Origin of the sequence: Roseateles puraquae (genome assembly GCF_002205845.1) — a bacterium.
Taxonomy (GTDB): Bacteria; Pseudomonadota; Gammaproteobacteria; order Burkholderiales; family Burkholderiaceae_C; genus Pelomonas; species Pelomonas puraquae.
On the sequence record NZ_NISI01000017.1, the window covers coordinates 40,113 to 51,661 of the forward strand.

8 protein-coding genes are annotated in these 11,549 nt (G+C 68.8%); all 8 read left to right on the forward strand.

Features of this window, described 5'->3' with window-relative positions:
• The first annotated feature begins 248 nt into the window (after positions 1-248).
• The 8 genes from dgoD to araG all read left to right on the forward strand — a co-directional run bounded on the left by dgoD (position 249) and on the right by araG (position 11,548).
• Entirely contained in the window at positions 249-1,397 is a 1,149-nt protein-coding gene (gene dgoD, locus CDO81_RS25095) for a galactonate dehydratase (protein ID WP_088485994.1), read from the forward strand.
• On the forward strand, positions 1,391-2,302 hold the full coding sequence (locus tag CDO81_RS25100) for a 2-dehydro-3-deoxygalactonokinase (RefSeq protein ID WP_088485995.1): 912 nt from the start codon (positions 1,391-1,393) through the stop codon (positions 2,300-2,302). The genes dgoD and CDO81_RS25100 overlap by 7 nt, the downstream gene beginning before the upstream one ends.
• Position 2,303: 1 nt before the next feature.
• The gene (locus CDO81_RS25105; RefSeq protein WP_088485996.1) at positions 2,304-2,921 is read left to right on the forward strand and encodes a 2-dehydro-3-deoxy-6-phosphogalactonate aldolase; all 618 of its coding nucleotides are present in this window, start codon (positions 2,304-2,306) and stop codon (positions 2,919-2,921) included.
• Between the two features lie 40 nt (positions 2,922-2,961).
• Positions 2,962-5,355, forward strand: a complete 2,394-nt coding sequence (locus CDO81_RS25110) for a beta-galactosidase (protein ID WP_088485997.1) — start codon at positions 2,962-2,964, stop codon at positions 5,353-5,355.
• Positions 5,356-5,492: 137 nt separating this feature from the next.
• Complete coding sequence (locus CDO81_RS25115; RefSeq protein ID WP_144397403.1) at positions 5,493-8,135, forward strand: TonB-dependent receptor; 2,643 nt, start codon at positions 5,493-5,495, stop codon at positions 8,133-8,135.
• Positions 8,135-9,031 (forward strand): SMP-30/gluconolactonase/LRE family protein, encoded by an 897-nt coding sequence (locus tag CDO81_RS25120; RefSeq protein ID WP_088485999.1) that lies wholly within the window; start codon positions 8,135-8,137, stop codon positions 9,029-9,031. Before CDO81_RS25115 ends, CDO81_RS25120 begins: the two co-directional genes overlap by 1 nt.
• Before the next feature lie 28 nt (positions 9,032-9,059).
• Positions 9,060-10,037 (forward strand): arabinose ABC transporter substrate-binding protein, encoded by a 978-nt coding sequence (locus CDO81_RS25125; protein ID WP_088486043.1) that lies wholly within the window; start codon positions 9,060-9,062, stop codon positions 10,035-10,037.
• A complete protein-coding gene (gene araG / locus CDO81_RS25130; RefSeq protein ID WP_088486000.1) occupies positions 10,034-11,548 on the forward strand; it encodes an L-arabinose ABC transporter ATP-binding protein AraG in 1,515 nt (504 codons plus the stop codon). The genes CDO81_RS25125 and araG overlap by 4 nt, the downstream gene beginning before the upstream one ends.
• Position 11,549 lies beyond the last annotated feature (1 nt).

The window sequence follows — 11,549 nt, forward strand, 5'->3', positions numbered from 1 at the left end:
CGCCACGCTGGGTCAACTGGTGGACGCCACGGGCGGCCGCTTCGGCCAAAACGGTCGCTGATTCACACGACGGCGGGCGAGGCCCGCACCACAGACAGGGGCTGCATCGCAGCCCCTTTTGCTTTTTTGCGCCGAGCAGGGCGAGCAAGAGGCATGCAAAGTCAATATAGATTCACTCATAAAAACGATATTTCAGGACTAGCTACGCCACCTAAGCTTGCCGCCGTTTCTCCAGCAGACCCGGCCCCATGCGAATCACCAAGCTGACGACCTACCGCCTCGCGCCGCGGTGGATGTTCCTGAAGATCGACACCGACGAGGGCATCAGCGGCTGGGGCGAGCCGGTGATCGAGGGCAAGGCGCGCAGCGTCGAGGCCGCGGTGCATGAGTTCGAGCCCTACCTCATCGGCCAGGACCCCTCCCGCATCAACGACCTCTGGCAGGTCATGTACCGCGGCGGCTTCTACCGGGGTGGCGCCATCCTGATGAGCGCCATTGCCGGCATCGACCAGGCGCTGTGGGACATCAAAGGCAAGGCGCTGGGCGCGCCGGTCTACGAACTGCTCGGCGGCCTGGTGCGCGACAAGATGAAGGTCTACTCCTGGGTCGGCGGCGACCGCCCGGCTGACGTCATTCGCGACATCAAGCGCCTGCGCGAAGGCGGCTTCGACACCTTCAAGATGAACGGCTCCGAAGAGATGGGCCTCATCGACAGCGCCCGCAAGGTCGACCAGGCCGTGGCGCGCATCGCCGAGATCCGCGAGGCCTTCGGGCACGACATCGAGTTCGGCATCGACTTCCACGGCCGCATCGGCGCGCCCATGGCCAAGGTGATGCTCAAGGCGCTGGAGCCCTATCGCCCGCTGTTCGTGGAAGAGCCGGTGCTGGCCGAACAGGACGAAACCTATGCGCGCCTGGCCGAGCACACCGCCATTCCGCTGGCTGCGGGCGAGCGCATGTATTCGCGCTTCGAGTTCAAGCGCGTCTTCCAGGCCGGCGGGCTGTCCATCGTGCAGCCTGACCTGTCGCACGCCGGCGGCATCACCGAGTGCCTGAAGATCGCGTCGATGGCCGAGGCCTACGACGTGGCGCTGGCGCCCCACTGCCCGCTCGGCCCCATCGCGCTGGCGGCCTGCCTGCAGGTGGACTTCGTCTCGCACAACGCCGTGCTGCAGGAGCAGAGCATGGGCATCCACTACAACCAGGGTGGCGAGCTGCTCGACTACGTGCTCAACAAGGAAGACTTCCACATCGAAAACGGCTACATCGCGCCGCTGCCCAAGCCGGGCCTCGGGGTGGTGGTCGACGAAGAGAAGGTGATCGAGGCCAGCCAACGCGCGCCCGACTGGCGCAATCCGCTGTGGCGCCACGAGGACGGGAGCGTCGCCGAATGGTGACCGACGCTCGGCTCATCGCGCTGGACTGGGGCAGCACCCGGCTGCGTGCCTTCCTGCTGGGGGCGAAGGGCGAGGTGCTGGCTTCAAAGCAGTCCGACGACGGGGCCTCGACCCTTCACGGGCCCGCCGCCTTCGCCCAAGCCCTGGCCGCTGTCGCGGGTGACTGGCGCACGCATCACCCCGGCGTGCCAGTGCTTGCCTGCGGCATGGTGGGCAGCCAGCATGGCTGGCGCGAGGCGCCCTATGCGCCCTGCCCGGCCGATGCCGCCGCCTTGGCCGCCCAGACCCTGCACCTGGCCGACGAAGGCGCGCGCATCGTGCCCGGCCTGATGCACGACGGCCTGCAACCCGACGTGATGCGAGGTGAAGAAACGCAGATCGTCGGCGCCCTCGCACGGCACCCCGAGCTGGCGACCGACGCATGCCTCGTGCTGCCCGGCACGCATGCCAAGTGGGCCCGCGTGCAGGAGGGCCGCGTCACCGGCTTTGCCACCCACATGACCGGCGAGCTCTATGCCCTGCTGCGGCAGCACTCGGTGCTGGCGCGGCTGATGCCAGCCGACGGCGGCACGGCGCCAGACACCGCAGGCTTCATCGCCGGTGTCGACGCCGCGCGCCAGCCGGGGGCGCTCGGTCACCAGCTGTTCTCGGTGCGGACCCTCGGCCTGTTCAAGCGCCTGGCGCCTGAGCAGCTGCCGGACTACCTCTCCGGCCTGCTGATCGGCCATGAGATCGCCCACGAACTGCAGGGTGGCCTGCCGGCACGCCTCGCCCTCATCGGCGAGCCCACGCTCTGCGAACGTTATGCGCTGGCGCTGAGCCGCTTCGGCGTGACGGCACCGCTGCAGCTCGACAACACCGCACCGGCCGGCCTCTGGCAGCTGGCGCAAGCCCTGGGTCTTTGACATGCTCCATCAGGCACTGCAGCAGCTGCCCCTCGTCGCCATCCTGCGTGGCGTGCAGCCCGACGACGTCGAGGCCGTCGCCGACAGCCTCTACCACGAGGGCTTTCGGGTGATCGAGGTCCCGCTCAACTCGCCCCAGGCGCTGGAGTCCATCGCTCGCCTGGCTCGTCGCATGCCGGCCGATGCGCTGATCGGCGCGGGCACGGTGCTCAGCGCGGACGCCGTGCGCGACGTCCAGGTGGCCGGTGGCCGGCTCATCGTGATGCCGCATGCCGACGTGGCCGTCATTCGGGTGGCCAAGGCGCGCGGCATGGCCTGCGTGCCCGGTGCGGCCACGCCCACCGAGGCCTTCGCGGCGCTGCAGGCGGGTGCGGATGCGCTCAAGCTCTTTCCGGCCGAACTCGTCACGCCGCCGGTGCTCAAGGCCATGCGGGCCGTGCTGCCGCGGGAGCTCAAGTTGCTGCCGGTGGGCGGCATCACGCCCGACACCATGGCGCCCTACCGCAAGGCCGGCGCCGCAGGCTTTGGGCTCGGCTCGGCGCTGTACGCGCCGGGCATGACGGCCGATGAGGTCGGGCGGCGCGCCCGCGCCTTTGCCGAGGCCTGGCAGCACGGCTGAACGCCGACCCATCACCACGACAACGCCCCGGAGACACCCCATGAACCGCATCCGCGCGCTCGGCTTCGCGCTGCTGCTCTCGCTCGCTCACGCCGGTCAGGCCGAAACGCTGCTGAAGCTGGACGGCAGGGCTGGCGTGGCCGCCCCTCAAGGCGAGCATCTCCAGCTGGGCAGCGTGCGCACTCCGCAAGGGCACACGCTGACCGCGAACAACCAAACCCTGTTGCTCGACGGCCAGCCCTGGCTGCCTGTCATGGGCGAGTACCACTACAGCCGCGCCCCGGCCAGTCAGTGGGACACACAGCTGCGCCTGATGAAGGCGGCCGGCATCGACATCGTTGCCAGCTATGTGTTCTGGAACCATCACCAGGCCCAGCCGGGCGCCATCAACTGGCAAGGCAACCGAGACCTCAGGCGCTTCGTGCAGCTGGCCCAGGCCGCAGGCTTGAAGGTGGTCGTGCGCCTGGGCCCCTGGGCGCACGGCGAGGCGAGGTACGGCGGCATCCCGGACTGGGTGGTCGACAAGATGCCCACGCGCCGCAACGATCCCGAGTACCTCGGCCACGTCGAGCGCCTTTATGCCGAGATCGGCACCCAGCTCAAGGGCCTGCTGTGGAAGAACGGCGGGCCCGTCATCGGCGTGCAGCTGGAGAACGAATACAACCTGCGCGGCGCCGGCCGCGGCGAGGCCCACATCCGCACGCTCAAGGCACTGGCCCTGAAGGCGGGGCTGGACGTGCCGCTCTACACGGTGACGGGCTGGGACCAGACGGTCTATCCGTCCGGCGAGGTGATGCCGGTCTTCGGCGGTTATGCCGACGAGCCCTGGGCCACCAGCACGAAGGAACTCCCGCCCAAGGAGACCCATGCCTTCCGCTTCGGCACGCGCGTGAGCGGCGACCTCGGCGCCCAGACACGCGCCCATGAGCCTGGCACCGCCGAGACCGACCAGGACCTCGTCCCCTTCCTCGGCGCAGAGTACGGCGCCGGCCTGCCCGCCATGTACCGCCGGCGCACGCTGGTGTCGCCCGACGACATCGCCGCCATGCTGCCGGTGCAGCTCGGCTCGGGCGTGAACCTGCTCGGCTACTACATGTTCCACGGGGGTCGCAACCCACTCGGCCCTGGCGGCATCGGGCTGGAGGAGAGCACGCTCAGCGGTGGCTACAACGACGTGCCTCGCATCAGCTACGACTTCCAGGCGCCGCTTGGCCCTGACGGCCAGCAACGCCCGGTCCTCACCCACCTGCGCCCCTTCCACTACTTCCTGCGCGACTACGGCAGCCAGCTCGCCAGCATGACCGTGCGCCAGCCCGAGCGTGTGCCAGCCGACCCGGCCGATCTGCAGACACCGCGCTGGTCCGTACGCAGCCGGGGCGACCACGGATTCCTGTTCTTCAACAACCATGTGCGGCAGTACGCCATGCCAACCCAGGCCGGCGTGCGCTTCGAGGTCCAGCTGCCGAGCGGGGCCATGACCCTGCCAAGCCAGCCCATCGACATCCGCAACGGCACCTACTTCATCTGGCCGTTGAACCTGTCGCTGGACGGCGTGGCGGTGCGCTACGCGACGGCCCAGCCGGTCGCCCGCGTCGATGCGGGGGCCCAGGGCATCGTGCACGTCTTCATGGCCACGCCCGGCGTGCCCAGCGAGTTCGATCTCGCCGGGGGGCTGAAGACCCTCACCGCCGGCACAGGCCTGCAGCGCCTCGGCACGGCACGCGACGGGCGTGCCGTGAGCGTGCTGCTGCTGTCGCCGGAGCAGGCCCGGCAGATGAGCGTGCTGGACATCGCGGGCCAGCGCCGCCTCGTCTTCAGCGAGCAGCAAGCGTGGGTGGCGGGCGGCCAGTTGCAGCTTCGCGGCGTCGGGTCGGCATCGCTGTCGGCCGCCGTGTTCCCAGCGCTGCCGAATCCACGCGCCCCGCGCCTGCAGGTGGTGCAGGATGGCCTGCTGCAGCGGCTGAACGTGGCGGCCGTCCCGGCGCAGCCGTTGCTCCAGGTCAGCCCCACACGCCAGGCCGACAACGCCCCCAAGGTGCTCACCGGCGGCCTGGCCGGCGCAGCGCTACAGCCGGTGCCCGAGGCTTTCGCAGGCGCCGCAACCTGGGCGCTGAAGTTGCCCGCGCAGCTCCCACCCGACGCGGACGATGTGCTGCTGGAGCTGGACTTCGTCGGCGACATCGGCCGGCTCTTTGCGGGCACGCGGATGCTGGACGACTGGTACTTCAATGGCCAGAAGTGGCAGATCGGCCTGAAGCCACTCGCGCTGAAGCCGGGCGCCGAACTCCAGCTCAGCGTGCTGCCGCTGCGCGCCGATGCGCCCATCTACATCGACGCCGCCCACCGACCCAACTTCGACGCCGGGCAGCGCCAGGTGGCGGCGTTGCGCGACGCCCGGCTGCTGGCGGTGCGGCGCGTCAGCATCCAACCCTGAGCTATCGGGAAACTGAATAGCGACAGGGCGATATTCGATTAGTGCGCAATGAAACCGGGTCGTAACTTACGCATCGCCGGCTCCCACGAGCCGACCGGGCCCAGCGCCTGACAACAACATCACCCGGAGACTGCCTCGTGTCCTGCACCCCATCCGTTCCGTCCCGCCATCGCCTCGCCCTCGCGGCCAGCCTGCTGTGTGCCGCCCCCGCCTGGTCTCAGCAAGCGCCCACGGCGGCCCCCGAGTCCCTGGACACCGTTGTGGTGACGGGCATGAAGGCCAGCCTCAGCAAGGCACAGGACCGCAAGCGCAACGCCGAGCAGATCGTCGACGCCATCGTGGCTGATGACATCGGCAAGCTGCCGGATGCCAACGTAGCAGAAGCGCTGCAACGCATCGCCGGCGTCCAGATCTCGCGCGACCGCGGCGAAGGTGACCGGGTGCAGGTGCGCGGCCTGTCCCAGACGCAGACGCTGCTGAATGGCCGCTCCATCTTCACCGCGGGCAAGGAACGCGGGCTGTCGTTCCAGGACGTGCCCGCTGAGCTGCTGGCGGGCGCCGATGTCTACAAGACCCCGACCGCCGACCAGGTCGAGGGCGGCATCGCCGGCCTCATCGACCTGCGCACCCGCAAGCCGTTTGACTTCGCGGGCGCCAAGTTCGCCGCCACCCTGAAGGACACCTACGCCGACCTCGCGCGCAAGAGCAAGCCCGAGGGTTCCGTGCTGGCCAGCAACCGCTGGCAACTCGGCGGTGGGCAGCAACTGGGCGCGCTGGTCAGCGTAGCCAAGCAAAAGCGCGCCTACCGTGCCGACACCCAGGAGCTGGGCGCGCCCGCACAGTTGGCCGACGGGTCCGGCATCTACGCGCCCACCGGCGTCTGGAACGCCTACGAGCTGGGCTCACGCGACCGCACCGGCGTGACCGCCGCCGTCCAGTACCGCCCCAATGCCGATACCGAGTACGCGCTGGACCTGCACCACACCCGCCTGAAGACCAAGACGGACACCTACGGCTTCTACGGCTCGCCGTTCTGGGCCAACTGGAGCGCCACCACCAACCTTGGCGCGCTGTGGCCCAACGGCAGCATCACCAAGGACGCCAATGGCAACCTCGCCGGCGGCAAGTTCTGGGGTGCCAGCATGAGCACCTCGGCCTTCGTCGCCGACAACGACACCAAGACCACGCAAGCAGCCCTGAGCGGACAGTGGAAGGTGGCCGACTGGCGCGTGAAGTCCGAGCTCGGCCACACCCAGAGCGACTTCAGTCGCCTCTACCAGGAGGCCCGGCTGGGCTTCTGGACCAACACGCCCGGCTTCGCCTATGACCTGACGACCGAGCTGCCCTCTGCCTACCCCGTGCTCGGCAGTCCCAACGATCTGCTGACGCCGTCGCAGTACTGGGCGGACAAGGCGCTCTATTTCAAGCAGGAGAACCACGGCAAGGAGACCACCTGGCGCCTGGACGGCGAACGTCGCCTCGACGGCCTGGTCTCGCGCCTGCGTACCGGCCTGCGCGTGGCGGACCGCAAGGCCACGAGTGCCGAGATCAACACCATCAACGATCTCTTCAGCGCTGCTGCCACCGGCCCCGTCGCGGGTGCGGCGCCCGGCCTGGCCAGCAAGATCGGCGTCATTGCGTATGACGACCTGCTGAAGAACGCTGGCGCCGGCAACACGCCCCGCCAGTGGCTGTCGGTCACCGACCTGGGCTGGCTGCATGATCCCGCCACGGCGCGTGCGGCCATGGGCTTGAGCGTGCCGGCCTTCGATGCGGCGCAGACCTTCGACTACCGCGAGAAGACCCAGGCCGCCTACGCGGTGGCCGACCTGGAGGGCGACGTCGCCGGCCTGCCCTGGTCAGGCAACCTGGGCCTGCGCTACGTGCGCACCGAGGGCGCCCGCCACTACACCACCGCGGACGGTGTGCCGGCCTCGCTGAAGAGCAGCGACAACGACTGGCTGCCCAGCGCGAACTTCCGCCTGGACCTCACGAACCGGTTGATCGCCCGCGTGGCGGCGTCCAAGGTGGTCACCCAGCCCAACTTCGACCAACTGACGCCGTCGCTCAGCCTGAACGCCAACGACAAGACCGGCTATCTCGGCAACCCGAACCTGGGTGCGTTGCATGCCCGCCAGTTCGACCTGTCGCTGGAGTACTACCTGAACAACAGCGACCACGTCTATGGCGCCGCCTTCCACAAGCGCGTGGACGGTTTCCTGCAGACGACGACGCGCAGCCTCAACTACGGTGGCAGCACCTACACGGTGTCCACCCCCAGCAACGGAGCGGACGGCAGCATCAAGGGGCTGGAGATCGGCTACCAGGCCTTCTTCACCCGCCTGCCGGGCTGGCTGCGCGGCCTGGGCCTGCAGGCCAACTACACCTACGTCGACAGCTCCGCCCCCGGCCCGATCAATGGCCAGAAGACGCAGCTGGAGGGCTTGTCGCGCGACAGCTTCAACATCGTCGGCATGTATGACGACGATGCCTTCTCGCTGCGCCTGGCCTACAACTACCGTAGCAACTACATCGCCGGGACGAGCAACTACTACCCCAGCAACGGCACCGTCATCGCCCAGACGCCCATCATCTTGAAGGGCTACGGCATGCTCGATGCCTACGCCAGCTGGGCGCTGACGCCGAGCCTGAAGCTCGCCGTCGAGGCCAACAACCTGACGCGCACGGTGCGCCACAGCCAGTACGGCATCGGGGATCTGCCCCGCGGCACCTACGCCGATGACCGCCGCTACGCCGTCAGCCTGCACCTGAACTTCTGATGAAGCTCGACGGCGAACTCGAACTCGTCCTGCCCCACGGCGCCACCCTCGGCGAAGGGCTGCTCTGGCAGCGTGGTCGCTGGTGGTGGACCGACATCGAGGCGTCGGTGCTGCATGCCTGGCGCCCGGGGCAGCGCACGGTCGAGTCTTGCCGTCTGCCCGATCGGCTGGGCAGCTTTGCCCATTGCCGTTCGGGCCGCTTGCTGCTGGGCCTGACCAAACGGCTGGCCATCGCCGCCCTCGATGACGCGATGGCGCTCACGCAACTGCAGACCCTGGCCCCGGTGGACGCGGCCGAACCGCGCACGCGCATCAACGACGGACGCACCGACCGGCGAGGCAACTTCGTCTTCGGGACGCTGAACGAGGCCCGAGACAAGCGCGCCATCGCCAGCTTCTACCAGTTCTCGATGCAGCACGGCCTGCGCCGGCTGGCGCTGCCGGCCGTGGCCATCGCCAACAGCATCTGCTTCAGCCTGGATGGCCGCACGATGTACTTCTGCGACACGCTGTCGCAGCGAATCCAGCAGTGCGACTACGACGCCGAGACCGCCCAGGTGGACAACCTGCGCCTGTTCACGCAAATGGACGACGCCGGCGCCTGGCCCGACGGCTCGATCATTGACGCCGAAGGCTGCCTGTGGAACGCGCAGTGGGGCGCGGGCCGCGTGGCACGCTACGACCCTGCAGGCATGCTGATGGGCGTGCTGACCGCGCCGGCCGCCCACACCACCTGCCCAGCCCTCGGCGGCGATGGCATGGATGAACTGCTGCTCACCAGCGCCCGCTCCGGCTTGGGACGGGACGCGCTGGCCGCGCAGCCGCTGTCCGGCAGCCTGTTCGGGCTGCGCCTGCCCCAGGCCCTGGCGGTGCCCGAACCCCTGTTTGAAGATTGAACCGCGAGACAAGGAGACAACCATGAAGATGCAACGACGCGCCGCCCTCTCCCTGGCCCTGCTGGCCGTGCTGCCGCTGGCGGCCCAGGCGGCCGAGCCGGTGAAAGTCGGCTTCCTCGTCAAGCAGGCCGAGGAGCCGTGGTTCCAGGATGAATGGCGCTTCGCCGAGCAGGCCGCCAAGGACAAGGGCTTCACGCTGGTCAAGATCGGCATCCCGAACGGCGAGAAGATGATGGCCGCCATCGACAACCTCGCGGCGCAGAAGGCCGTGGGCTTCGTCATCTGCGCGCCCGACGTGAAGCTGGGCGTGGCCGTCAACCGCGCGGCCAAGCGGCACAACCTGAAGGTGATGTCGGTCGACGACCAATTGGTCGACGGTGCCGGCAAGCCGATCGCCGATATCCCGCACATGGGCATCTCCGGCTACGAGATCGGCAAGCAGGTCGGCCAGGGACTGCTGGCCGAGATGAAGGCCCGCGGCTGGAAGCCGGAAGAAGTGGGCGTGCTGCGCGTGGCCTTCGACCAGCTCCCCACGGCGCGCGACCGCACCATGGGCGCCGTCGACGCCCTGCGCGCAGGCGGCCTGCCAGCCAGCAACGTGGTGGACGCCCCGCAGGCCAAGACCGACACCGAAAGCGCCTTCAACGCCGCCAACATCGCCTTCACCAAGAATGCCAAGTTCAAGCGCTGGGTGGCGTTCGGCCTGAACGACGAAGCCGCTCTCGGCGCGGTGCGCGCCGCCGAGGGTCGCGGCATCAAGCAGGACGCGATGCTCGCGATCGGCATCGGCGGCAGCCAGACGGCGCTCAACGAGTTCACCAAACCCACGCCCACCGCCTTCTACGGCACCGTGCTGATCAGCCCCAAGCGGCATGGCTACGAGACCGCGGTCGCCGTCTTCGAATGGGCCACCCAGGGCAAGGCACCGCCGCCGGTCACGCTGACCAGCGGTGTGCTGATGACCCGGCAGAACCAGGCCGAGATCCGCAAGCAGATGGGCTTGTGATGGCGCTGCTGCAGTTCGACAACATCAGCAAGCACTTCCCGGGTGTGAAGGCGCTGAACGGCGTGAGCTTCGAGGCGCGCCCTGGGCAGGTCATGGGCCTGCTCGGCGAGAACGGCGCGGGCAAGAGCACCTTGCTGAAGATCCTCGGCGGGCAGTACAAGCCGGACGGCGGACGGCTGCTCATCGACGGCCAGGCCCGGCACTTCGCATCGGCGGGTGACGCCATCGCCGCGGGCGTGGCCATCATTCACCAGGAGCTTCAGTACGTGTCGGAGCTCACCGTGGCCGAAAACGTGCTGCTCGGCCGGCTGCCCACACGCTTCGGGCTGGTGGATCACAAGGCCGCGCGCCGGCAGGTCGCGGCACAACTCGCAGCCATCGGCGTCGATCTCGACCCGGCGGCGCGCCTGTCTGACCTTTCCATCGCGCAGCGCCAGATGGTGGAAATCTGCAAGGCGGTCATGCAGGACGCCAAGGTCATCGCGTTTGACGAGCCCACCAGCAGCTTGTCGCACCGTGAGACCGAGATCCTGTTTCGCCTCGTCAAGCGCCTGCGTGCGGAGGGTCGCACGTTGATCTACATCTCTCACCGCCTGGAAGAGCTCTACGCACTGTGCGATGCCTGCACCATCTTCCGCGACGGCCGCAAGATCACCACGCACGACGTGATGGCCGACGTGCCCCGTGAACGCCTGATCGCGGACATGGTGGGCCGCGAGCTGCAGGACATCTACGACTACCGCAGCCGCGGCCACGGCCCGGTGCGGCTGGATGTCCGCGGCCTGCACAGCAAGCGCCTGCCCGAACCCCTGAGCTTCGCCATGCGCGGGGGTGAGGTGCTGGGTTTCTTCGGCCTCGTGGGTGCCGGGCGCAGCGAGCTGATGCGGCTGCTCTACGGCGCCGATGCCCGACGCGGAGGTGAGGTCTGGCTGGACGGCCAGCCGGTGGCGGCACGCAGCCCCGCCGATGCGATTGCGGCCGGTATCGTGCTCTGCCCAGAGGACCGCAAGGAGCAGGGCATCCTCGCGCAAAGCTCCGTTGCCGAGAACATCAACGTCAGCTGCCGGCGGCACGGCCTGGCGGCCGGCGTGTTCCTGCGCCACGGCCAGGAGGCCCAGCGAGCCGACGACTTCATCAAGAAGCTGCGCATCAAGACCCCCAGCCGCGAGCAGGAGATCCGCCTGCTGTCCGGCGGCAATCAACAGAAGGTCATCCTGGCCCGCTGGCTGGCCGAGCCGGGCCTGAAGGTGCTCATCCTCGACGAGCCCACGCGCGGCATCGACGTGGGCGCCAAGAACGAGATCTACCGGATCATCCACGACGTGGCGGCCAGCGGCTGCTGCGTCATCGTCATCTCCAGCGAACTGCCCGAAGTGCTGGGCATCGCCGACCGGGTCATCGTGATGCGCGACGGTCGCATCAGCGGTGAACTGGACCGCGCCCATGCCAGCGAGACCGCCGCGCTCGCCCTCGCCCTCCCTGACGGCGCGCCCGCCGCGCCCGCACACTGAC

Excerpts from the sequence above, each read along its gene's own strand:
- dgoD (WP_088485994.1), top strand. The coding sequence starts at position 249 with ATGCGAATCACCAAGCTGACGACCTACCGCCTCGCGCCGCGGTGGATG.
- CDO81_RS25120 (WP_088485999.1), top strand. The coding sequence starts at position 8,135 with ATGAAGCTCGACGGCGAACTCGAACTCGTCCTGCCCCACGGCGCCACC.
- CDO81_RS25125 (WP_088486043.1), top strand. The coding sequence starts at position 9,060 with ATGCAACGACGCGCCGCCCTCTCCCTGGCCCTGCTGGCCGTGCTGCCG.
- CDO81_RS25105 (WP_088485996.1), top strand. The coding sequence starts at position 2,304 with ATGCTCCATCAGGCACTGCAGCAGCTGCCCCTCGTCGCCATCCTGCGT.
- CDO81_RS25110 (WP_088485997.1), top strand. The coding sequence starts at position 2,962 with ATGAACCGCATCCGCGCGCTCGGCTTCGCGCTGCTGCTCTCGCTCGCT.
- CDO81_RS25100 (WP_088485995.1), top strand. The coding sequence starts at position 1,391 with ATGGTGACCGACGCTCGGCTCATCGCGCTGGACTGGGGCAGCACCCGG.